This window comes from Arcicella sp. GW822-FHT02H01 (assembly GCF_058802005.1).
Genome location: NZ_JBXANT010000001.1, coordinates 2,390,105 through 2,414,562 on the forward strand (window position 1 = coordinate 2,390,105; position 24,458 = coordinate 2,414,562).

The window sequence follows — 24,458 nt, forward strand, 5'->3', positions numbered from 1 at the left end:
ACATCTTAGTGACTGTAAGATGAATTTTGAATATCTAATAAATCTTCAATATCCTTTTCTTGTGCAATTTCTTCATTTTCCTCTGGTAAGTTAGATTCAGGTGTTGCTGAATATGGAACGTTCTGAGGGATGAAATCTACTGCTGAACCTGGCTTGCTATAGTCGTAAGGCCAACGATATACTGCTGGAATCTCACCTTCCCAGTTACCATGTCCAGGAACAACTGGAGTAGTCCACTCTAAAGTTGTTGAATTCCAAGGGTTCTGAGGAGCTGTTTTTCCTTTGAAGATAGAATATACAAAGTTGATTACAAATATCACTTGTGCTGTAAATGTCAAGATAGCAGCAATTGAGATAAACATGTTCATATCAACAAAAGCTTCCATTCTACCATTTCCTAATGCAGTAAATGAGTAATAACGACGTGGGAAACCCGCTAAACCTACATAGTGCATTGGGAAGAATACGCAATAAACACCGATGAAAGTTGCCCAGAAGTGAGCATATCCCATGTTTTTGTTCATCATTTTTCCGAACATTTTAGGGAACCAGTGATAAACACCTGCCATCAATCCGAAGAATGATGCCGCACCCATTACTAAGTGGAAGTGAGCAACTACAAAGTAAGTATCGTGTAAGTTGATATCTAAAGCAGCGTTACCAAGAATGATACCTGTTAAACCACCTGAGATAAACAATGATACTAGACCAATAGAGAACAACATCGCTGGCGTAAAGATAATATTACCTCTCCAAAGTGTTGTGATATAGTTAAATGCTTTTACTGCCGAAGGTACTGCAATAATCAATGTTAGGAACATAAATACTGAGCCTAAGAATGGATTCATACCTGTTACGAACATGTGGTGAGCCCATACAATAAATGCAAGCATTGTAATACCCATCATTGAACCAATCATCGCACGGTAACCAAAGATTGGCTTACGAGAGTTAGTAGCAATAATTTCAGATGTGATACCTAAAGCTGGAAGTAATACGATATATACTTCAGGGTGACCTAAGAACCAGAATAAATGTTGGTATAAAATAGCCGAACCACCTACGTTTGGCAAAGCTTCACCACCGATATAGATTTCTGACAAATAGAATGATGTACCAAAGCTACGGTCGAAAATCAATAATAACGCTGCTGATAATAATACAGGGAAAGATAAAAGACCTAAGATAGCTGTAAAGAAGAACGCCCAGATAGTCAAAGGTAATTTAGTAAATGACATTCCACGTGTACGAAGGTTGATAACAGTACAAATATAGTTAATACCTCCCATTAACTGAGAAACGATAAAGAATGTCATACTTGTCAACCATAATGTCATCCCTAATCCAGAACCAGGCATTGCTTGTGGTAATGCACTTAGTGGTGGATAAATTACCCAACCGCCCGATGCAGGGCCTGTTTCAGTAAACAATGAAGCAAACATGATAATTGAAGCTAAGAAGAAGAACCAATATGATAACATATTGATAAAGCCCGAAGCCATATCTCTTGCTCCAATTTGAAGAGGAATCAAAAAGTTTGAGAATGTACCTGATAAACCTGCTGTTAATACAAAGAATACCATGATGGTTCCGTGCATTGTAACAAGTGCTAAATAGAATTCTTTTTCTAATTTTCCATCTACAATCCACTGACCTAACACTGGCTTTAACCAAGTTAAATCCATATTAGGGAAACCTAATTGTAAACGAAAGATGATTGACATAGCACCACCAAAGAAAGCCCAGATAATACCTGAAATTAAGTACTGCTTAGCAATCGTTTTGTGATCCTCTGAAAAAATATATTTTTGAACAAAGCCTACCTCGTGATGCTCATGTTCATGCTCGTGTGCATGAGCGTCTGTAGCGTTTAGTGTCTCAGTTGCCATAATTAATGAAAATTTATTCTTTTTGAATAAGTAGTTTAACGTAAAGATGCCGTTCCAGCTGTGGCTGTTTCTGTAGCTGTAGTACTGTCTGTTTCAGCAGCAGGAGCTTCAATGTATTTTTGAGCTTTTGCTTTGAATTTTTCAGGTACTTTAGCTAAATAATCAGGATTTTGTGTTAAAAATGGTTTTTGTTGTTTACACCAAGCAGCATAATCAGCTGGCTCATCCACAAAAACTGTAATCGACATCCCAAAGTGACCACTTCCACAAATTTCAGTACAGTTTAACTTATAGTTGAAATCAGGATTTCCTGTTTTATAACGCATCTCTTCTGTAGAAATCGTTGGAACAAACCAGAATTTTGTAGGCATCCCTGGCACTGCATCCATTTTAACTCTTTGATATGGTAAATACACTGAGTGCAATACGTCTTGAGCTTTGATTTTCAATAATACTGGAACGCCTTTAGGAATGTGCATTTCATTGGCAGTAAAATCATCAAATGATTTCTCATCTGTAAAGTCAATACCAACGCTATTTGTATTATCAATCAATTTGAAATTGTTATTTCCTAATCTGTTATCATCATTACCTGCATATCTAACATACCATCCAAATTGGTGACCTGTCACTTCAATCACAACAGCATTATCTGGTGCTTGTGAAGTAATGTCTCTCCAAGTTCTCCAGCCTGTAAATACTAGTACAGCCATTACGATAGCTGGAATTACAGTCCAAATAAGTTCAAGTTTATGGTTAACAGGATAGAAAGTAGCAATCTTTCCTTTTTCGTAACGATAGATGAATGGGAAGATGAATAAAAGTGCATTCGTAACAAAGAATGCGAAAGTAATTACTCCCATTGAAATCCAAAACATACTATCTGTTTTCACACCATGTTCTGATGCTGCAACTGGTAAAAAGTCTGGTCTTGCGTGGAAAAACGACCATGCAGCACCAATAGAACCTAAAACCAAGAATATAATGAACCCAATTGCATTTAGATTGTTAGCGCCATCAACTGGTACATCAGAGTCTATCTCTTCTCCTTTGATACCTTTTGATAAAGCCATACTCTTGCTGACAATCATAATTGCCAAAATCAAGAATATTACTGACAAAAGTCCTATTAAATACGTCATGTTCGTAAACAAATTTTAATTATAAATTCTTAATAAAATGTTTATCAAAAATGTTTTCTGTGATAAAACATTTTTTCTTAAATCAAAAAAATTAAATATCGTGGTGAAGAGCTTCTTCCAAGAATGGGTGGTTTTTAGCAATCAAAGATGCTTTTGTCAATTCATTTGATACAATATAAATGAATGCAGAAGCAAAGATTGTAACCATTCCAAATTCTACTAGTCCAAATCCACCGTGTGGGCCAAGTACGCCTGGCATAATCATTTGATAGAAATCTAAATAATGACCTACCAAGATGAAGCAACAACAGATTTTCAAGAAAACAGCTGTTCTTTTAGCATCACGCGTCATCATTACTAAGAATGGGAAGAAGAAGTTGAATACTACATTCAAAATTTCTGTAGCCTTATAAAGCTTGTCATGTCCTTCCCAACGTTCTAAGAAATAGATAGTTTCTTCAGGGAAGTTAGCATAGTAAATCAATAAGAATTGCTCGAACCAAACGTAAGTCCAGAAGATAGAGAACGCAAACATGAATTTACCCAAATCATGTAAATGGTTAAAGTTCACATATTGCATATAACCTTTATCTTTCAATAACAATACTGTTAACGTAATGGTAGCTAAACCAGTAACGTGCCATGAAGAGAACATATACCAACCAAACATCGTTGAGAACCAGTGAGTATCGATAGACATAACCCAGTCCCAAGCAGACATTGAGCTTGAAATACCCATTACTACGATAAATCCAGTAGCAATTTTTACCATATCGTAAAAATTATTAGTACCACCGTTTAAATCTTCATCAATAGATTTTTTACGCATCCAACTCCAAAGAACTAACCAAAGCACAAAGAATACAACCATTCTTCCTAAGAAGAACCCAAAATTCAAATATCCTGATTTACCAGCGATAATTTTATCGTAGTGTTCACTTGCAGGGTCTGTAATTCCATGGTGCATCCAGTGGAAAATAACATCTCCTTTAAAAAGGAATGTTAAAATTAAAACTGGTCCTGTTACCATCAAGAAGCGTGGAAATGCCTCAGGTACTCTTTTTAATACTGATGACCAACCTGCTTTAGCAAGGTATTGAATTGAAACGAAGAACATACCGATTACAGCAATACCTGTAAAATATACTCCGTTCAACCAAAGGTTTGCCCAGATACGGTTAGTCCAATCGTAATCACCATGATGAGAAACTGCTCCGCCAGAAAGGTGTTCTCCGTGCTCAGCACCATGTTCAGCAGCTGCTTGAACTACTTCGTGCCCTTCACCACGTGATAACAAATAAATTCCAACTAGTAGAGCTACAACTCCAGCCACAAAAGCATAAATGATTCTCTTGCGACCCTCCGCCGTGAACTCAAAATATTCTTCGACGTTAGCTGGGGAAAAATGTGAATGTCCCGCCATTATACTATAAAGTTTGTAAGTTTGATTTTATACTTTTAAAGAGTTTACCCTGAAACTCCGAAATGTTTTTTAGCAAATACTATTGCTTTTGTAATTCATGAACATACAATACAATTTTCCAACGGTCAGCAGAAGAAATCTGTGAACCATGAGCCCACATTCTACCTTTTCCATGTGTGATTGTATGATAGATATGTCCGTCGTTTACATCTTTCAAAGCATCAGATGAATATACAGGTACCCCTGCATACTTTTTACCTACAAGGCCATCACCTTTTCCAGCCTCGCCATGACAGTGCTGACAGAATCTTTCATATTGCTCTTTACCAGCTTCAATGTTTTTTTCTGTAGGGGCAAAAGGGTTTGATAATAAAGCCTCAGAAGAAGCCATATCTCCAGATTTGATATTACGAGCAATCAAATCCATCTGAAGTAATTTAGCATTCACAGAATCGCTTTGTGATTTACCATAATTACTACGAGGTACAGTTCCTTTTACAGGCAAACGCATATTCATTCCATAAGGGTTGATATGGTTTGTATCTCCTTCAGACTGTGACATTGGCTCGTATCCTACTGAATGATACATATTCGGAGCAAACTCAGTCCCTGGATCGTTATGTTTGTCTTTACAAGCAGTTAGTGATAATGCGATGACCCCACTTACTAAAAGACTTTTTGTTTTGTTAGTAAACATAATTTTAGAAATATTTTTTTCGTCAATCACTTAAAAATCATTTCAAGTGACATAAACTAAAATTGCTTAACGTTCACTTCGATTGCACCAGTTGCTTTCAAAATTGATTCGATTTCTGCTTCTGACTTTTTATTATTTGCCATATTAACAGTCAAAATAAATCTATCATCTGTGCTTCTTAAATCGAAAGTTCTTGGTTTTTTCCCTGGCCATAAGCTATTTGATACTAAAAAAGTACCAACCATACCGAAGGCAGTAAACAATACAGTACCCTCAAATGAAACTGGAATCCAGTCTGGCAAAGCAAAAAAGTCTTTACCACCAATAATCATTGGCCAGTCGAAAACCATTGTATAGTTTATCAAAGAGAATATACATGTTAATCCTAAACAGCCAAACAAAAAGGCTGCTATTGGAATACGAGTACGAGGGTGACCAATTGCAACGTCTAATCCGTGAACTGGGAATGGAGTATAAACTTCTTCAATCTTGACACCGCTTTGCTTTACTGTGCTTACAGCATGTAAGACCTCATCGTCATCATCATATACCCCTACTAAATATCTTTCTGTTGAATCCATTGTTTGAATCGTTATTCTGTTATTGTGATTTGTACTTTAGTAAAATGAGTAACTAATTACTAATGAACATTTTCTTTAGATTTTTCTCCGTCTGGTTTCTTCTTGAAAGGATAGTTAGTAGAAACACCTTTCATTACTGACTTAACCTCGAACATATTAATTACTGGCAAGAATTTCGCGAATAAGAAGAACAACGTAAAGAATAAACCGAATGAGAAAATATAATCACCAATATCATACATCGTTGGCGAGAACATAGCCCAAGAAGAAGGAATGTAGTCACGGTGTAATGAAGAAACGATAATTACAAAACGCTCAAACCACATACCGATATTCACAACAACTGATAAGATGAATGACGCAAGAATGCTTGTACGTAGTTTTTTGAACCAGAAAAATTGTGGAGAAAACACGTTACAACTCATCATCATCCAATATGCCCACCAGTAAGGACCAGTAGCACGGTTAACGAAACAGTAACTTTCATACTCTACGCCTGAATACCAAGCAATAAAGAATTCTGTTAAATATGCAATACCTACAATTGAACCTGTTACTGTAATGATGATGTTCATCATTTCAATGTGCTCAATCGTAATATAGTCTTCTAATTTAAATACTACACGAGTAATCAACAATAAAGACTGTACCATGGCAAACCCTGAGAAGATAGCACCCGCAACGAAGTAAGGAGGGAAAATGGTAGTGTGCCATCCTGGAATTACTGATGTTGCAAAGTCCATTGATACAATCGTGTGTACTGAAAGTACAAGTGGAGTAGAGATACCTGCTAAAATCAAAGAAACGTATTCATAACGTGCCCAAGTTTTTGCTGAACCATTCCAGCCTAAACTGAACAAACCGTACCAGAATTTTGAAGCTTTAGTTTGCGCTCTGTCACGGATAGTAGCCAAGTCAGGTACAAGACCTAAATACCAGAATACTAATGATACAGAAAGGTAAGTTGAGATAGCGAAAACGTCCCAAACTAATGGAGAGTTGAAGTTTACCCAAAGAGAACCAAATGTATTTGGTAATGGTAATGCCCAGTGGAATAACCAAGGACGCCCCATGTGAGCCAAGATAAATGATGCAGCACAAAGTACGGCAAAGATTGTCATTGCTTCCGCAGCACGGTTAATAGATGTTCTCCATTTCTGACGGAATAGTAGTAATACAGCAGAAATCAACGTACCAGCGTGACCAATACCTACCCACCATACGAAGTTGGTAATATCCCATGCCCAGCCTACTGTTTTGTTTAAGCCCCAAACTCCAATTCCTTGCCACCATGTCCAGAATAGACAATAAGCACCGTAAGCAAAAACTACGAGAGATACTCCAAAAGCAATTTTCCATTCTTTTGTTGGAGCCCCTTCTACTTGCTTACAAATATCATTTGTAACGTCGTGATAAGATTTACCGCCTGAAACGAGGGTTTCTCTTATGGGTGATACTACGTGCGACATATTTTAATATTTGATAGTTTTAATTTCAATGATGGATCAAAAAAAATGATTGAAGAGTAAAATCTATTCGTAAAATTACTCTTCAATGTATCATTCTCTACAATATTATGCGTGTTCTTTGTGTTCAGCCTTAGCCTCTTCTTTTTTAACTACTTCTTCCTTGTTACGGATTTTCACTAAATAAGAAATACTTGGCTTAACATTAATTTCTTCGATTACACCAAATGCACGGCCTTTGTGTTCTACTGCTAATAATTTTGAGATTTCAGATGTTTCATCATTCATATCTCCAAAAGTAATGGCATTAGTAGGACAAGACTGAGAACAAGCAGTTTGGATTTCTCCATCTTTTGGTCTTCTCTTTTCTTTCTTCGCTTCTAATTTACCAGCTTGGATACGTTGAACACACATTGAGCATTTTTCCATAACCCCACGTGAACGAACTGTTACGTCTGGGTTAATCACCATACGACCTAAATCGTTGTTGAAGTGGAAATCGTACTCGTCTGTTTGGTAGTAACGGAACCAGTTGAAACGACGAACTTTATATGGACAGTTGTTAGCACAGTAACGTGTACCAATACAACGGTTGTAAGTCATTTGGTTAAGTCCTTCTGTAGAGTGAGTAGTTGCCAATACTGGACAAACTGTTTCACAAGGAGCATTATTACAGTGTTGACATAACATTGGTTGGAATACAACTTCTGGATTTTCAGAAGCATATTCTAATCCTTTTACATCTTCCACGTCAGCATCAGAAGAATAATAACGGTCGATACGCATCCAGTGCATTTCACGACGGTTAATTACTTCTTCACGACCAACTACTGCAATGTTATTTTCTGCATTACATGAAATCACACAAGCTGAACAACCAGTACAAGTGTTCAAGTCAATGACCATCCCCCATGCGTGGTTATTATACTTATGTCCATTCCATAACGTAATGTCCATGGCTGTTTTCTTACCTTCAGCTGTTGAAATTTCTGGTTTAAAACGTCCAGCTTCAACATTCTTTTTATAAGCACCTAAAACTGTTTCTTGTACTACAGCCTCACGAGCCATTACTGTGTTGTGAGTTTGGGTACGAGCAATTTTAGCAGTTTTACCTGTAGGTTTTACTTGTACATCACCTGTATTGAAATAAGCAATGTTTCCGTTAACAACTGATGTTAATGGATAAGCGTTAACACCAACACCATCCGCTGACTTACCAGCTTTAGTACGGCCATAACCAATTGCAATCGCTACAGTATTATTTGCCTGACCAGGTTGAACGATGAATGGAAGAATAACTGATTTACCATTTACCAATACTTCAACTTCAAGCGTATCTAATTCAACTTCTTGTTCTAAGGCTAATTGTTTAGCTGTTGCTAAAGATACTGTTGCATAATTACCCCAACATGCTTTAGATACTGGCTCAGGACATTCTTGAATCCAAGGATTGTTTGCCTGTGAACCAGAACCCATGATTACTTTTTCATAAACAGCCAATTCCATTTTGTCAGAAGTAGCTTTGTAGTTCTTAGCCACTAAAGCCGCAGCTTCTGCAATATTTACAACTGGTGTTGCAGCCGATACAGGAGAACCTATTTCGTAAACACCATCATGTAATACTTTAGACCAAGCCACTTTTCCACCTAACGTACCTAACCAGTTATTTTCAAGGTAAGTAGCATAGTCACCGTTTGAACCAGCCCAGATTAAGAAGCTAGATTGTGCCTGACGCGTCTTGAAAATTGTTGAGATAGTAGGTTGAGTGAATGAGAAGTAACCTTTTTTAGGTTCTGAATCATTCCAAGACTCTAAGTAGTGAGAGTCAGGAGTGTTATATTTACAAAGCGAACCTGTTTCGTCTGCTCTGTCATTTGTTGAAATCGTTAATCCAATTTTTGGTAATGCTTCAGCTAATTCAGCTCCACGAGGGTGGTTATATACTGGGTTAGCATTGTAGAAGATTACCGCAGCAATTTGACCAGCTTTAGCTTCAGAAATAAATGAATTCATTGCTACATCAGAACCTGAACGGTAGCTTACTGGTGAACCAGCATCAATTGTTACGCCATAAGAGCCTAATAAGCTGTTAATCGCTACTACAATTGATTGAACCGCAGGGTCATTAGAACCTGACACTACCAATGAAGCACCTTTTGTTGCTACTAAATCAGCAGCAGCTTTATCAAGATGATCAATTTTTACAGCTGAAGTAGCAATCGTTGCAGCACCCAATTTAGATGCTACTGCATTATAAAGAGACGCTACTACTAAACCTTCTTGTGATGGTTTGTACGTTGCACGATAATCAGCGTTAGCACCAGTCATCGACATAATCGTTTCGAACTGATAATGACGAGACATTTCTTTGTTACCACCTTCAGCAGAGCTTACTCTACGAGTTTTAGCCCATTGTTCTGAGAACTCATCACCTGACAACCAAGTACCTAAGAAATCAGCACCAATTGAAACGATCGTTTTTGCTTTACTGAAATCAAAACTTGGAGCCGTACCACCGTTCGCTTGTACTAAACCAGCTAACGAGTTTGCATCGTAAGTAACTAATTGGGTAGTAGGATATTTTGCAATAAACTCAGCAATTACTTTCTTAGTAGTTGGCGATAAAATTGTATTCGATACAATTCTAATCTGACCCCCTTTAGCGGCTACTTTCGTAAGCTCAGCTATAATTTCTTTATCTGCTACTTTCCAGTCTGCACCAGCACCTGCTATTAAAGCTCCTTTTAATTTCTCGTTATCATAAAGGCTCAACACAGAAGCATGAATACGAGCAGAAATACCTTTTGTAAGAGATGACTGTGGGTTTACTTCAATTTTGATAGGACGACCTTCACGTGTTTTTACTAAAACAGAAGCATAGTCACCTCCATCAGTAAAAGTAGATGCATACCAGTTGGCAATAGTAGGTTCTACATCCTCAGGTTTGTTCAAATAAGGAATAGTTTTTTTCACTGGCGCTTCACAAGCTGCCAAAGTAACTGCTGATACACCAAAACCAAGTACTTTTAAAAAGTCACGGCGATTGGTATTTGTACCATCAATAATAGCTTTTCCTTTTTCATCTGTTGTAGGGGCATCTCCAAATTCACGATGAGCATATTTTACAAAATCTGCTTCATTAGTCAATTCCTCAATCCCTCTCCAATATCGTTTTGTATTATTTTCCATATATGTAATATGTATAACGAAATATCTTGATTATAAACTTAAAATGTCAGTCAATGAATAAATCATTATGATTAATAATGACATTTAGAACACTCTAAACCTCCGATGTTCTGAACTTTCAAAGGCTCTTTGTTAGTTTTATTATGTAATTCTACTAGCTTGTCGTAGTAAGCGTTGTCTTTTGTATTTACTTCTGTCTTTCTGTGACAGTCGATACACCAACCCATTGTCAATGATGAACGTTGTTCTACCACTTCCATTTTGTTGATTTCACCATGACAGCTTTTACATTCTAAACCACCAACATTAGTATGTTGAGAGTGGTTGAAGTATGCTAAATCTGGCAAGTTGTGAACTCTAACCCATTGGATAGGCTCGTCGTTTTCTAAAGAACGATAGATTTTTTGAATTTCAGGAGACTCACGTTTGATAGTGTTGTGGCAGTTCATACAAATGTTTGCAGAAGGAATGTTTGCACCTTTTCCTTTATAAACACCAGTGTGACAGTAATTACAGTTGATTTCGTACTGACCAGCATGCAATTTGTGAGAGAATTGAATAGGTTGTTCTGGAGCATACCCTTGGTGGATACCTACGCCATAAGCAGTATCAATAGTTGCTTTACCAATCAAAAGAGTGATTAACAAGGCTGCACCTGTTTTGAACGCACTGTTACCTGCTAACTTTTTTCCATTTTCAGCAATTTTCTGAAATAAAGGTACATTTTTAGCTGCATCAGAATCAGGATCAATTGTTGCTAATTTTGTCAGCGAAGAAACTACTGATAGTAATGCTACTAAAACAAGAATCATTACGCCTAACAATGCTACAAGGATGTATTCCATCATACCACCATTTGAAGAACCTGCTGCTGTAGGAGTTCCATCAACTGGAGGAGTTGTACCTGGAGGAGGTGTTGGAGTAGCTTGAGCATCAATGTAAGCAATAACACTCTTGATTTGATCTTCTGAATACCCAGGATAAGGAGTCATCTGAGCTTGGTTGAACTTCTTATAAAGTTCGTTAGCATATTTATCGCCAGAAGCAATAACTGCCTGAGGGTTGTGTACCCATTTTACAATCCAGTCCAGAGGTCTTCTATCGCTAATTCCTTTCAAGCCCGGACCTACTAAGGTCTCATCGCTTGTGTTGTGACAAGCAGCACAGTTGTTTTTGAAAATTTGTTCACCCTCGGCGACGTCTTGTGCGTTAACATTCACAGTTGCGGCGAAGAAGCCTAAAACTGCCGTTAGTGCAACAATTTTCAAGCGTTTCATGGTTATCATAATCGTTTTATAACAGAACATTTATATAAAAGTACAAGATTTAATTCAATTTCTTCAATTATCTAAACTCGACTACTCCTCTAGAAATAAGAGGAACAAAATTATTTTTTTCAGCAAAATTACTATTTAGACACTTTTGCGGGTCACAAAAGTACAATTGGATTATTTATGAACCAATTAATTTAATGTGCATTTTTTGCAAATTTCGTATCGCTAATACCAATTTAGAATCTTTCTAATCAAGCCATCATTTTCCCTCTTTTTCTTGATTGAAATTTCCTTTGATTCGTTTGTACAATATCAAGACCGCTCTACGCTATAAATTAACCGCTCATAAAGGTAATAAAGAATTAAATTTTTGCAGTATGAAAACAATATTTAGATTGATTTTACATAACATATTACCAAGTATATTTTCAATTATCAAAAATAAAAAGAATGAACATTTGTTAAGTTTATAAGCAGGGCAAAAGAGGTGTTAATAAGGAAGCTGTTTAAACTTTCACTTTCGGGTTAAACTAAGTCTTTTAGAATAGCTTGTTCCAAAATTTACTCTACGTAGCGATGCTATGCTTCCCAAATTTTGAAAAAATCAATTCTAAAATACAATACTTTCACCTCAGAAACGGAAAGTTTAAACAGCTTCAAGAATAAAGTTATTAAATAATTCATTTAGTAGGTACGTGCTCTGTAATATTTATAACATAGCGATTATAGCTCTTTTAAAGCAGTTAACAATGCCAAACTGCTTAACGGTTATTAATATTGTTTAGGACGAAAGAGCTATAAAACAAAAAAGTCTTTCAACAGTTGTTGAAAGACTTTTTTGTTTTTCCCTGAGTTATCAGATATAACTCTGAGGTCTCGAGCGGATTCGAACCGCTGTAGGAGCTTTTGCAGAGCTCAGCCTAGCCACTCGGCCACAAGACCATTTGATTGGAGTGCAAAATTAATAGAAAAAAGATTAAAACAAAAGCCTCTTTGATATTTATCTATAATCTTTTTCAAAAAAAATCTTCAATAAAGGTAACCCACTGGCTTAAACCATTTTAAAACATTACCAAATTAGTGAGGTTGGTACATAAATAAACAAAAAAACGACCTATTAGCAAAGCCAATAGGTCGTTTTTGGTATTTATTAAGAAAAAAGATTATTCAGCAGTGTTTGCTTTTTTATCTAATTTCTTTTTTGCCTCTTCACGAGCTGAATCTTCCATTTGAGCTTTCAATGCTGAAAGAGCATCTAAATCACCTAACGTAGATTTTTCAGTGTTATCAGCTAATTTCTGAACGTCTTTAGCTGTTTTCTTTTTCTCTTCAACTACTGCTTCTTCTTTCGCATCGTTGTAAACTCTTACGTGAGAAAGAACAATTTTACGGTCTTCTTTTTGGAATTCAATTACTTTGAAATCTAATTGCTCACCTACTTCAGCGATTGAACCATCTTCTTTAGTCAATTGCTTTAATGGAGCGAATCCTTCGATTCCGTAAGGTAACTCTAAAGTAGCTCCTTTATCATTCTTCGCAACGATTGTAGATTTGTGTACTGAACCTACTGTGAAGATTGATTCGAAAGTATCCCAAGGGTTTTCTTCCAATTGTTTGTGTCCTAAAGCAAGACGACGGTTTTCAGCGTCTAATTCAAGTACGATAACATCTAATTTTTCGCCAACTTTAACGAATTCAGACGGGTGTTTGATTTTCTTAGTCCAAGACAAGTCAGATACGTGAACTAAACCATCAATACCTTCTTCTAATTCAAGGAATAAACCGAAGTTAGTTAAGTTACGAACAGTTCCAGTATGTTTAGAACCGATAGCATAACGAGCTAACAAATCTTGTTTAGTCCAAGGATCTTCAGTCAATTGTTTGATACCTAATGACATTTTGCGTTCAGCACGGTCAAGTGTTAACACAACTGCTTCGATATTATCACCAACTTTCAAGAAATCTTGTGGGTTACGCAAGTGCTGAGACCAAGACATTTCCGAAACGTGGATTAAGCCTTCAACGCCTTGAGTAATTTCTAAGAATGCACCGTAATCAGCAACATTTACAACTTTACCTTTTACTTTAGAACCAACTTCAGTAGTTTCAGCTAAAGCATCCCAAGGGTGAGCTTGTAATTGTTTCATACCCAATGAAATACGTTTTTTGTTTTCATCGAAGTCCAAAACAACCACTTGGATTTTTTGGTCAAGCTTAAGCATTTCTTGTGGGTGGTTGATACGACCCCATGAAATGTCTGTAATGTGAAGTAAACCATCTACACCACCTAAATCGATGAATACACCGAAGTTAGTCATGTTTTTAATTACACCTTCAAGTACTTGTCCTTTTTCAAGGTTAGTCAAGATAGACTGGCGTTGTTGCTCAAGGTCTTTCTCGATTAATACTTTATGAGATACAACTACGTTATCGTTAGCGTGGTTGATTTTAACCACTTTCACTTCCATTTTCTTTCCAACAAAGATGTCGAAGTCACGGATTGGTTTCACATCAATTTGTGAACCTGGTAAGAATGCTTCTACACCATAAATATCCACGATCAAACCTCCTTTAGTACGACGTTTCACGAAACCATCGATAACCACATCTTGTTCAAGAGCGTCTTCGATATTTTTCCATGCTGTCATTACTTTAGCTAGTTTACGAGAAAGAATCAATTGACCTGATTTGTCTTCTTGGTTTTCTACATAAACATCTACTACATCACCTACTTTCAAATCAGGCATATCTCTGAATTCAGAGGTTGGTACAAGACCATCTGATTTGAAACCAATATTCAAGATAATTTCACGGTCAGTAATCCCTACGACTGTTCCTTTTACTACTTGTTTCTCAGTAACTAAATTTAAAGTTTCCTCGATTAGAGCCTCCATTTGAGCTCTTTGCTCAGCAGAATAACCTCCACCGATACCTTTTGTGCCGACTAAATCCCAGTCGAAATCTGCTAATTGGTTAGCCATGTGTTTGATTAAAAGCCCTTTGTACATCATCGCCACGGGCAAAATGCGAAGAAATTAAGTGAAATCCCCTAAAAGTGTTACTTTATGGGGGTGCAAAGATAGAAAAAATATGTAATGATTTGATAATGAGGAGGAAAAATATTTTTCGGGTATTTTATTGTCCGAAATCTTCAGGAAATCGAAGAAGACAGAGGATAATAACAAATTATTGTAGTACTAGAAATACTGTAAGCAGAATCAATATCTTAAAATACAAAAGCCATCCAGATTACTAGATGGCTTTTATATTGATTAAAACTTCAAGTTAGCTGGCAAGTATTTTTTCAGCAACTCTTTGTAATATGGTTTCAAGGCTTCTGTATCTGGAGGTACAGGAAGTTTTGAATACAAATCATAAGGATTAAATTTCTTCACCCATTCAAACATTTCATGATCATGTTCATCCATCAAATGCTCGTAAGCATTTTCACGGTGTTGTGAATAAAATGAGTGATAGCGAATCATGTACAAGGCTGGCTCTGGCAAATTATCTTTTACCATTTGATATAGGTATTCATCATGTCCCCACGACATATCGACGTTTTTCAACCCACAATTTGGCGAATAAACACCATATTTAGTATTAAAACGTTCGTCGTGTGCATCTGGATTAGCCTCAAAATATTCTGAATAAACAATTTTATCTGAGTGCTTACACCCTACAGGGAAAGTATCTCCTACTACTGCCCATTGCGGTTCACCAAATAGGCAAAGTACTTTACCCATATCGTGTAATAAGCCAGTCAATACAAACCAATCTGGATGACCGTCTGCACGGATAGCCTCAGAAGTTTGTAATAAATGTTGCCATTGGTCTAATGAAGTATCAGGGTCAGAATCGTCTACCAACGAGTTTAAGAAATCAAAGGCATCCCAAATAGGCATTTCTTTTTTATCAAATTTCAAGAACTCAGCCTGTTTTTCTTTCACAAAGTCATAAGTTTGGTACTTATGATTTAAACGATAAAACTCCCGAACGGTATCTCTCTCGGGGTTGTCGTAGTTACGATACTCTTCTTTTGTCTTTGTGAAGGTAGTATCTTCTTCGGGATAACGCTGTAAAACATCGTCTTCCCATACATCCAAGCTCGCTAAGGGAGCGATTTCTTTTTCTGAAAATTCCATGAGACCAAAACAGATTAAATGGTATAAATGAATGATATTGAAAATTAGATAATTGTACTTAAAAATTGTATTATCAAAAGTATAAATTTTATTGCATACATTTGATACATTAGGTTTTGATTTTACCAAAACACGGTATAAAGTGCTGCTAAAACGCCGCAAATCAGCATTGAAATAACTACAAAAGAGCTAGATACCTTAAACATACTTGTATCTACTTCAAACCCTTTTGTTTCCTTCTTTCTTCTGTCTTCTATCAACGAAATGGTTATCATCAAAATTACTAAAATCAGGTATACCCATAATGTTCTATCTAGAAAAGGAATAGGGTCTGTATGCATCCACTCTGGTAATATTTTGAATAATAGCGAGAGCGGTAAAGTCAATACGGCAGCAATAATTGCAGCATTTGAAGTAGTCTTTTTCCAGAACAAGCCTAATGAAAATAAAGCAAAAGCTCCAGGCGTAATATAGTTTGAATATTCCTGAATGAACTGATATGCTTGTTCGAGATGACGAAGCTGTGGTGTAACAATCAATGCTATTGCAAATGAAACCCAAACGGCATATCTGCCTATTAAAACGGTTTGCCTTTCGGTAGCATCCTTATTTAATATCTTTTTATAAATATCTAAACTAAAAATCGTAGCAATACTATTACACTTACTTGCCAAAGAGGCTACTATGGCCGCCGTAAGGGCTGCGAAAGCTAATCCTTTTAAACCTTGTGGTAATAAGTTCATCAACGACGGATAGGCATGGTCGGGCTTTACGACACCGTGTAAATCAACCATTTCTTGTTGTAAAGAACCATTGTTGTATAATACGTAGGCTGCTATACCCGGAATAACACAAATTAGCGGAATCAACAGTTTTAAGAAAGCCGCAAAAATAATTCCACTTCTTGCCGTTTTTAAATCTGCCCCCAAGGCTCTTTGAACGATGTATTGATTACATCCCCAATAATTAAGGTTGTTAATCCACATTCCTCCTATCAGAATAGACAATCCGGGTAATTCGTAATAATGCTTGTCGCCTTTTGAAAAAATCATGTGGAAATGGTCATCAGCCTTTGTTTTCAGTAAAGACAGTCCATCAAAAACACCTTCTCCACCAAATTTATCCGAGACCATATTGAGGGCTAAATACGTCGTGGCTAATCCTCCCAAAATCAGTACTACTACTTGGATAACGTCTGTATAGCCAATCACCTTCATCCCTCCCAAGGTAATGAGAATAGCAAAAATAGATAACGCACCCATACAGTATTCAAATTTTACACCTGTAATGGTTTCTAAAGCCAATGAGCCCAAGTATAATATAGAAGTAAGGTTAATAAACACATACAGCAAAAGCCAAAACACTGCCATGATTGTTGCTACGGTATCGTTGTATCGTAAAGACAATAATTGAGGCATGGTGTAAATCTTATTCTTTAGATAGATAGGGATGAAAAACACCGCTACAATGATGAGGGTAGCGGCCGACATCCATTCATATGAAGAAATAGCCAAGCCAATGGCAAAGCCCGAACCCGACATGCCGATAAAATGCTCTGCTGAAATATTAGAAGCAATTAATGATGCCCCAATAGCCCACCAAGTAAGCGAGCCTTCGGCCAAGAAAAACCCTTGGGTAGTGGTGTTTTTAGTTTTGTCTCGTTGAAATACCCAATAGCCATACGAAGCAACAAGGATTAAATAAAGTGAAAATACGACGTAGTCGAGCTGCTGAAGGCTATTCATATTAAATGGATAAAATCTAATAAATTCTAAGATATATCTAAAAGTAGATATTGATTTTTTTTACTCATTTTAAGGAATATTTATATAAATCGGTTTGTATCCTGAATCACGATGGTCTCGAAATACTTTCTAATTGAATAAGTCGTTTACTAGCATATTAACATTGCTCCATGATGCTTTATAAAAACCCTTCCATATATTTTCTGGCTTTTGTAGTTGGCTTATCCTCAAAAAGTGTCGCTCAAACGCCGTCTTTGAGTCAACTGTTTTATCCGAACATTACTTTACGAGCAGAGTTTATGCCCGAAACATCTATGTCTAACGGACAAAGATTTGGGTTTAGTAGAACAACTGCTTTGGGTATTATGCCATTGAGTACAGAAATTCAGGCAGGAATTGGTTTTGGTAAAAAAGCAGATATTCAAGCAAAACATTCTTTATTAATTGCGAACCTTGCACAAATAAATACAACCATTGATGGCAAAGACCAGCCCGATGGTGGCTACAAGACTTTAGGGGTAACTTATGTTCAATTAAAAGCTAGTTTACGAGAAAAATTGTGGGTATATGCTGTAGGTGGAGGTATCACACAAACCAATGAAACTTTCTTGAATCCGCAACCTTATTTTTATGGTGGTGCTGCCCGACTACGTATTTTGGGTTTACGGACTCAGATTCTTTATGGAACTGCCATTATCTATAATCAAAAATTTAGAATTATTCCTGTATTTGGCTTTACAAAAGCACTCGGTGATGACTGGAAGATTTCGGGTATTTTACCCTTCAGAGCTAGCCTAGGGTATAAAGCAAAGCCTTGGCTTTATCTGGATTTTAACAGTGTGTATGATGGATACAGTGCTGGTTATCAAGAATATGCTGTTCCAGAAAAGATGATTCGTCGCCAAAACTATCAACAGGTTAGGTTTACATTATCGGCCAATGCCCATGTATTAAATGTTTTCAACGTTGGAGTGGAAGGTGGATTAACTGCTTTCCGAAAAGTAAAAACATTTAATTCAGCCAACGAAAATTTAAGTACTTCTAGTTTGCCTGTAGCGCCTTATCTGGGGTTAAGCATAAGATATATTACTAGTAAATCTAAGATTTCATCAAAATTTTTGAAAAGTACTGGCATAGATTTTTAATACTATTCTGTAACATTCTGATAGACAATACTATCAATTAATCCTAACAAATAAATACTTTATAGTATTTAAATTGAGATTTTAAGACCTGAATAATATTTCTAAAAATTCAATAATATTTCTTAGTTATTGAGCTAAAACCTTTCTAAATTTGAAAAAGATAGCTCAGCAATCGTATCAGCTTGAAGCTTCTTATGAATATGTATTTTGTACCTGCCTAATAGCCCACTAAAATTTTTATCTAATTAATTTTACACATTAAGCGTTCGTCTTGCAAAAAGGAGTGCTTATCAAAAACAGCAGATTTTTTTCCTGAAAAATATAACTTCCTAACTACTTTTGATGTTGCGGTAAGTAGAGATTAGCAGAATTAAAGCTTAAAGCTTTGGGTTAATAAGTGTGAAAGACACTAAGTACCTGACGTCCAATAATTTTAAATATTACAATAGAAAAACAAAGATTTTATATAAAAGAATTGTTCAGTTCCTGAATTGCTGAACAAAAAATTCCCTTAAAAACCATGACAAACATTACGCAAATAGAGCCCCTTTTAGTTGAAGATCCAAACCGCTTTGTATTGTTTCCTATTAAGCAAAATGATATTTGGCAATTCTATAAAAAAGCGGAAGCTTCTTTTTGGACTGCCGAGGAAATAGACCTTCAACAAGATTTAGCAGACTGGGAACATCGTTTAAATGATGGCGAAAGACACTTCATATCCCACGTATTGGCATTTTTTGCTGCTTCAGACGGTATCGTAAACGAAAACCTTGCAGTAAACTTCCTTTCTGAAGTACAATATGCAGAGGCTAAATGTTTCTATGGATTTCAGATTATGATGGAAAATATTCACTCTGAAACGTACTCATTGTTGATTGATACATATATAAAAAATCCTGTAGAGAAAGATAAAATGTTGCGTGCTGTGGATACCATTCCATGCGTAAAGAAAAAAGCAGACTGGGCATTACGTTGGATTAACGATGGCAACTTTGCTGAGCGTTTAATTGCTTTCGCTGCGGTAGAAGGCATTTTCTTCTCGGGTTCTTTCTGTTCAATCTTCTGGTTGAAAAAACGTGGTTTAATGCCAGGCTTATCATTCTCGAACGAATTGATTTCAAGAGACGAAGGTCTTCACTGCGACTTTGCTTGTTTGCTTTATACAGAGCATATCAAAAATCAATTAGAGCCAGATTCAGTCTATAAAATTATCATGGATGCAGTTTCTATTGAAAAAGAATTTGTAACGGATGCTTTGCCAGTTTCATTAATCGGAATGAACGCTGAATTGATGTGTCAATACATTGAATTCGTAGCCGACCGTTTATTGTTGGCGTTGGGTTTACAAAAACAATATAATGCAACCAATCCATTCGACTTTATGGAGATGATTTCATTACAAGGAAAAACTAATTTCTTTGAAAAAAGAGTGGCAGAATATCAAAAATCAGGCGTCATGTCTGAGAAAGAATCAATGTCATTCTCTTTGGATGAGGACTTTTAGTCAAAATAGCTAGCATTAACGACAAAGCCCTCAGACAGTAATTGTAATGAGGGCTTTTTTTGTTTGATTCAGTGGTATTAAAAGTATTTGCTTGTTACTCAATAGTCCTTTAGAAGAATATGACCAGTTTCAGGAAGCTTATCATTGATTCTTCTCAATATCTCCTTCCGTTCAATTGAGTCCTTTCCTTCAAAATCCGTATCTTTGCAACAAATTTCCGTCAGGGTAGAAAGACTGACTCACAATTCTTATAAAATGATTTCAAAAACATACGCTCCACAAGACATTGAAGCCAAATGGTACAAGTATTGGCTCGATAATAAATTCTTTGCTTCAAAGCCAAATCCAGACAAAGAACCTTATTCTATTGTAATTCCTCCGCCAAATGTAACGGGTGTGCTCCACATGGGACACATGCTGAACAATACTATTCAAGATGTATTGATTCGTAAGGCTAGAATGGAAGGCAAGGAAGCTTGTTGGGTGCCGGGTACTGACCATGCGTCTATCGCAACGGAGGCAAAAGTAGTGGCGATGTTGAAAGAAAGAGGTATTGAGAAAAAAGATTTAACGCGTGACGAATTCTTGGCTTACGCCATGGAATGGAAAGATAAGTACGGCGGAATTATCCTTGAACAATTAAAAAAGCTAGGTGCTTCTTGCGATTGGGATAGAACTCGTTTTACGATGGAACCATCATTGTATCAGGCAGTAATTGATACTTTCGTGCGTTTGTATGAAAAAGGGAAAATCTACCGTGGCGTAAGAATGGTAAACTGGGACCCACAAGGGAAAACAGCGTTATCTGACGAAGAGGTAATCGACAAAGATGTTCAAGCAAAATTATATTACATTACTTATAACGTTGTTGGAGAAGAAGGAAGTTTAACGATTGCAACTTCTCGCCCTGAAACTATCATGGCGGATTCGGCTGTTTGTATTAACCCGAACGACGAGCGTTATACACATCTTCATGGCAAAACAGTAACAATTCCATTATTGGGTCGTGCCATTCCTGTCATTTTAGATGAATACGTAACAATGGATTTTGGAACGGGTTGTTTAAAAGTAACGCCTGCTCATGATTTAAATGACTACGAATTAGGCTTAAAACATAAATTGCCCGTAATCGACATCCTCGACGATGCAGGTTTCTTGAATGAAAAAGCAGTATTGTTTGTAGGTCAAGACCGTTTTGCAGCGCGTAGAAATATTGTTAAAGAATTAGAAGAAGCTGGACATTTAGTAAAAGTTGAAGAATACAAATCTATCGTTAAGACTTCTGAGCGTACGGGTGCAGTAATCGAGCCGAAATTATCATTGCAGTGGTTTTTAGAGATGAAGGAAATTTCTCAGCCAGCTTTAGAAAACGTAATGAATGATAACATCAAATTGTATCCACCGAAATTCAAGAATATGTATTCGTCTTGGATGGAAAATGTGAGAGATTGGTGTATATCAAGACAACTTTGGTGGGGTCAACAGATTCCTGCTTATTACTTGCAAGACGGTACTGTTATCGTGGCAAAAAGTAAGCGTGAAGCCTTGCGTAAAGCACAACACGAATTACAATTGTTTGCTTTGACTGAAGAAGATTTGACACAAGACCCAGACGTTTTGGATACTTGGTTCTCATCTTGGTTATGGCCAATTTCTGTATTTGATGGCATCGAAAATCCTGATAACGAAGATATTAAATATTATTATCCAACCAACGATTTAGTTACTGCTCCAGAAATTTTATTCTTCTGGGTCGCTCGTATGATTATCGCTGGATACGAATGGAGAGGCGAATTGCCTTTCAGAAATGTGTATTTAACGGGTATCGTTCGGGATAAATTAGGTCGTAAAATGTCTAAATCACTTGGTAATTCACCAGACCCATTAGACTTGATTGCTCAATACGGAGCCGATGGCGTTCGTACGGGTATGCTTTTTAGTTCTCCTGCTGGAAACGACTTGATGTTTGATGAAAAGCTTGTAGAACAAGGTCGTAATTTCTGTAATAAAGTTTGGAATGCTTATCGTTTGGTAGAAGGTTGGCATGTCGCTAAAGATGATGCAGAAGGTGGTTTCTACAATGCAGGTGAGATTATTGAATATGATAAACTGGCTTGGATCCCTCAGCCTGAAAGCAATTCTTTGGCAATTCAATGGTTTGAATCACGTTTGAATCAGACAATTATTGATGTACAAGAGCATTTTGTAAAATTCCGTATTTCGGATGCGCTTTTGTCGATTTATAATTTGATTTGGGATGATTTCTGTGGTAAATACCTTGAAATGATTAAGCCTGCTTACGAACAGCCTATTGATAAAGCGACGTTTGAAGCTACAATTGCTCTCTTTGAAAAATTGATGTGTTTGGCTCATCCATATATGCCATTTATCACAGAAGAAATCTGGCAAGCGATTAGTCAACGTGGAGAAACTGAAAGTATTTGTAGAGCAGCTTATCCAATTGCAGGCGAAGTAAACACTCAGATTTTAGGTGACTTTGATGCCATGTTTACTATCGTTACCAAAATCCGTGAAACACGTAATGCTAAACAGCTTTCGCCTAAAACAGCCTTGCCATTATCAATCAAAACTGATGATAAAGCACGTTATCAAACGTTAGAAGGTATTATTCAAAAGTTGGCTAATACAGAAACGATTGAATATGTAAGCGATAAGGTAGAGGGAGCTCTTTCATTTGTGGTAAAAGCTGATGAGTTCTTTATTAACCTTGCTGGGGAAATAGACGTTGAGGCTGAATTAGCTAATGCACAGAAGGAATTGGAGTATAATTTAGGTTTCAAAAAATCAACCGAAGCTAAATTAGCTAACGAACGCTTTGTAGCCAATGCCAAACCAGAATTAGTAGAAAGAGAACGCCAAAAATTGGCTGATGCTGAATCGAAAATTAAGGCTTTGGAAGAAATGATTGCTAGTTTGAGTAAGTAGCTTTTTAGCTGTGAGCCGTCAGCTTTGAGCTATGAGATTTTATTTTCAAATTATATCATAAAAAAGACTCGGGAGAAATCCTGAGTCTTTTTTTTTATTGGTAATAGATGACATTTGAAAGTTTTATTTCACCCGCTGATTTATGGTGATTTGATACGCTGATTCACACTGATTAAAAAAAAGCCAAAGTAAAAAGCTTATAACCGAAGCCCGATATCTGAAAGCTGATAGCTTAAAAAAAGCTCAAAGCTGACGGCTCATAGCTCACAGCTAAAACCCAACTCCTGTAGTCAAAGTCTTCACTCTACATAGATACATATCTGCGGTAATATAAAGCGTTGAACCATCGTCTCCCCAAGCACAATTGGATGTAGGAATCCCTGCTCCCAGTTCTATTCTTCCCAATAGTTTTCCTGCTGGTGATATAATTAATACTCCCCCAGGGCCCGTAGCAAATAAATTGCCTTTTTTGTCTATTTTCATGCCATCTGGCAGACCTGTTAATTTCTCATCTTTTCCCATGGAAGTTGCATCGAAAAACACTTTCCCTTTGCCCAAACTTCCGTCTTGGTTTACTGGATAAGCCATATAAATAGCACGGTCTTCGTCAGACTGAGCCACATATAAAGTTTTTTCATCTGGCGAAAATGCTAAGCCATTAGGCTTAACTAAGTCATCCGCTACCAAAGTTACCTTCCCATCTGTACCAATGCGATAAACGCCAAATTCAAGTTCTCGGCTTGGGTCTTTATCTTTTTTAGCCAACCCATAAGGCGGATCTGTAAAATAATAAGCTCCGCCAGAATGTTGTACTACATCGTTGGGGCTATTAAACCTTTTCCCTTGATAGCTATCAGCCAATGTTTTTTTGCCCCCTAAGGTCAACGACATTGATGATACCCTGCGGTCGCCATGTTCGCAGGCTACTAATTCGCCTTTTTTATTAATCGTCAATCCATTACTTCCCGGTTCGTCACTATATTCTCCTAAGCCTGTGTATCCTGAAGGCGATAAAAAGACCTTAGCAGCATCTAGGTCTTCACTCCACTTAAAAATAGTATTGGCAGGAACATCCGAAAAAAGTAAATACTTTCCTTCTTTATGCCACACGGGGCCCTCTGCCCATATATACCCTGATGACACAACTTCAATTTTCGATGTTGTTGAAATCAGGCTTCCAAGTGACGAATCGAACTGAGTGATTTTCCCTAATGTTGGATAAACTTTTTGAGCTTGTGTTGACATTGTTCCGACGAGTATAAGCAATGAAGCTATTATTCTTTTCATTAAATAGTATTGAGATCAATTGAGA

The 24,458-nt window shown here is 36.8% G+C and carries 15 protein-coding genes and 1 tRNA gene; 3 read left to right on the forward strand and 13 right to left on the reverse strand.

Annotation, left to right across the window (positions count from 1 at the left end; genetic code table 11):
• Positions 1-5: 5 nt before the first annotated feature.
• The 12 genes from AC1RNE_RS10290 to AC1RNE_RS10345 all read right to left on the reverse strand — a co-directional run bounded on the left by AC1RNE_RS10290 (position 6) and on the right by AC1RNE_RS10345 (position 17,551).
• The gene (locus AC1RNE_RS10290) at positions 6-1,889 is read right to left on the reverse strand and encodes a cytochrome c oxidase subunit I (protein ID WP_492800887.1); all 1,884 of its coding nucleotides are present in this window, start codon (positions 1,887-1,889) and stop codon (positions 6-8) included.
• 35 nt (positions 1,890-1,924) lie between these two features.
• On the reverse strand, positions 1,925-3,031 hold the full coding sequence (locus AC1RNE_RS10295; protein WP_492800888.1) for a cytochrome c oxidase subunit II: 1,107 nt from the start codon (positions 3,029-3,031) through the stop codon (positions 1,925-1,927).
• A gap of 91 nt (positions 3,032-3,122) precedes the next feature.
• Complete coding sequence (locus tag AC1RNE_RS10300; RefSeq protein WP_492800889.1) at positions 3,123-4,454, reverse strand: quinol:cytochrome C oxidoreductase; 1,332 nt, start codon at positions 4,452-4,454, stop codon at positions 3,123-3,125.
• 79 nt (positions 4,455-4,533) lie between these two features.
• Positions 4,534-5,151 (reverse strand): c-type cytochrome, encoded by a 618-nt coding sequence (locus AC1RNE_RS10305; RefSeq protein WP_492800890.1) that lies wholly within the window; start codon positions 5,149-5,151, stop codon positions 4,534-4,536.
• Positions 5,152-5,207: 56 nt separating this feature from the next.
• A complete protein-coding gene (locus AC1RNE_RS10310; RefSeq protein ID WP_492800891.1) occupies positions 5,208-5,732 on the reverse strand; it encodes a DUF3341 domain-containing protein in 525 nt (174 codons plus the stop codon).
• Positions 5,733-5,791: 59 nt separating this feature from the next.
• On the reverse strand, positions 5,792-7,201 hold the full coding sequence (gene nrfD, locus AC1RNE_RS10315; protein WP_492800892.1) for an NrfD/PsrC family molybdoenzyme membrane anchor subunit: 1,410 nt from the start codon (positions 7,199-7,201) through the stop codon (positions 5,792-5,794).
• 105 nt (positions 7,202-7,306) lie between these two features.
• Complete coding sequence (locus AC1RNE_RS10320) at positions 7,307-10,387, reverse strand: TAT-variant-translocated molybdopterin oxidoreductase (protein WP_492800893.1); 3,081 nt, start codon at positions 10,385-10,387, stop codon at positions 7,307-7,309.
• Between the two features lie 71 nt (positions 10,388-10,458).
• The gene (locus AC1RNE_RS10325; RefSeq protein WP_492800894.1) at positions 10,459-11,664 is read right to left on the reverse strand and encodes a cytochrome c3 family protein; all 1,206 of its coding nucleotides are present in this window, start codon (positions 11,662-11,664) and stop codon (positions 10,459-10,461) included.
• An 868-nt stretch (positions 11,665-12,532) separates the two neighbouring features.
• A tRNA-Cys gene (locus tag AC1RNE_RS10330) sits at positions 12,533-12,603 on the reverse strand.
• Positions 12,604-12,824: 221 nt separating this feature from the next.
• Positions 12,825-14,642, reverse strand: coding sequence for a 30S ribosomal protein S1 (rpsA, locus tag AC1RNE_RS10335; protein WP_492800895.1), 1,818 nt, complete (start codon positions 14,640-14,642; stop codon positions 12,825-12,827).
• 291 nt (positions 14,643-14,933) lie between these two features.
• Entirely contained in the window at positions 14,934-15,806 is an 873-nt protein-coding gene (locus tag AC1RNE_RS10340) for an inositol oxygenase family protein (RefSeq protein ID WP_492800896.1), read from the reverse strand.
• Between the two features lie 122 nt (positions 15,807-15,928).
• Positions 15,929-17,551 (reverse strand): sodium/sugar symporter, encoded by a 1,623-nt coding sequence (locus AC1RNE_RS10345; protein ID WP_492800897.1) that lies wholly within the window; start codon positions 17,549-17,551, stop codon positions 15,929-15,931.
• Positions 17,552-17,721: 170 nt separating this feature from the next.
• Here AC1RNE_RS10345 and AC1RNE_RS10350 point away from each other — a divergent pair, with 170 nt between their 5' ends.
• The 3 genes from AC1RNE_RS10350 (at position 17,722) to AC1RNE_RS10360 (ending at position 23,146) form a co-directional block, all read left to right on the forward strand.
• A complete protein-coding gene (locus AC1RNE_RS10350) occupies positions 17,722-18,696 on the forward strand; it encodes a hypothetical protein (RefSeq protein WP_492800898.1) in 975 nt (324 codons plus the stop codon).
• A gap of 520 nt (positions 18,697-19,216) precedes the next feature.
• Positions 19,217-20,200, forward strand: coding sequence for a ribonucleoside-diphosphate reductase small subunit (locus AC1RNE_RS10355; RefSeq protein ID WP_492800899.1), 984 nt, complete (start codon positions 19,217-19,219; stop codon positions 20,198-20,200).
• A 255-nt stretch (positions 20,201-20,455) separates the two neighbouring features.
• Positions 20,456-23,146, forward strand: a complete 2,691-nt coding sequence (locus AC1RNE_RS10360; protein WP_492800900.1) for a valine--tRNA ligase — start codon at positions 20,456-20,458, stop codon at positions 23,144-23,146.
• A 270-nt stretch (positions 23,147-23,416) separates the two neighbouring features.
• Here AC1RNE_RS10360 and AC1RNE_RS10365 read toward each other — a convergent pair whose 3' ends face one another.
• Positions 23,417-24,433 (reverse strand): SMP-30/gluconolactonase/LRE family protein, encoded by a 1,017-nt coding sequence (locus AC1RNE_RS10365; protein WP_492800901.1) that lies wholly within the window; start codon positions 24,431-24,433, stop codon positions 23,417-23,419.
• Positions 24,434-24,458 lie beyond the last annotated feature (25 nt).

Bases quoted from the DNA above. Each gene is read 5' to 3' on its own strand.
- AC1RNE_RS10320 (WP_492800893.1), bottom strand. From the start codon at position 10,387: ATGGAAAATAATACAAAACGATATTGGAGAGGGATTGAGGAATTGACT.
- AC1RNE_RS10340 (WP_492800896.1), bottom strand. From the start codon at position 15,806: ATGGAATTTTCAGAAAAAGAAATCGCTCCCTTAGCGAGCTTGGATGTA.
- AC1RNE_RS10360 (WP_492800900.1), top strand. From the start codon at position 20,456: ATGATTTCAAAAACATACGCTCCACAAGACATTGAAGCCAAATGGTAC.
- rpsA (WP_492800895.1), bottom strand. From the start codon at position 14,642: ATGGCTAACCAATTAGCAGATTTCGACTGGGATTTAGTCGGCACAAAA.
- AC1RNE_RS10305 (WP_492800890.1), bottom strand. From the start codon at position 5,151: ATGTTTACTAACAAAACAAAAAGTCTTTTAGTAAGTGGGGTCATCGCA.
- AC1RNE_RS10290 (WP_492800887.1), bottom strand. From the start codon at position 1,889: ATGGCAACTGAGACACTAAACGCTACAGACGCTCATGCACACGAGCAT.
- AC1RNE_RS10365 (WP_492800901.1), bottom strand. From the start codon at position 24,433: ATGAAAAGAATAATAGCTTCATTGCTTATACTCGTCGGAACAATGTCA.
- AC1RNE_RS10345 (WP_492800897.1), bottom strand. From the start codon at position 17,551: ATGAATAGCCTTCAGCAGCTCGACTACGTCGTATTTTCACTTTATTTA.
- AC1RNE_RS10355 (WP_492800899.1), top strand. From the start codon at position 19,217: ATGACAAACATTACGCAAATAGAGCCCCTTTTAGTTGAAGATCCAAAC.
- AC1RNE_RS10350 (WP_492800898.1), top strand. From the start codon at position 17,722: ATGATGCTTTATAAAAACCCTTCCATATATTTTCTGGCTTTTGTAGTT.
- AC1RNE_RS10310 (WP_492800891.1), bottom strand. From the start codon at position 5,732: ATGGATTCAACAGAAAGATATTTAGTAGGGGTATATGATGATGACGAT.
- AC1RNE_RS10295 (WP_492800888.1), bottom strand. From the start codon at position 3,031: ATGACGTATTTAATAGGACTTTTGTCAGTAATATTCTTGATTTTGGCA.
- AC1RNE_RS10300 (WP_492800889.1), bottom strand. From the start codon at position 4,454: ATGGCGGGACATTCACATTTTTCCCCAGCTAACGTCGAAGAATATTTT.
- nrfD (WP_492800892.1), bottom strand. From the start codon at position 7,201: ATGTCGCACGTAGTATCACCCATAAGAGAAACCCTCGTTTCAGGCGGT.
- AC1RNE_RS10325 (WP_492800894.1), bottom strand. From the start codon at position 11,664: ATGAAACGCTTGAAAATTGTTGCACTAACGGCAGTTTTAGGCTTCTTC.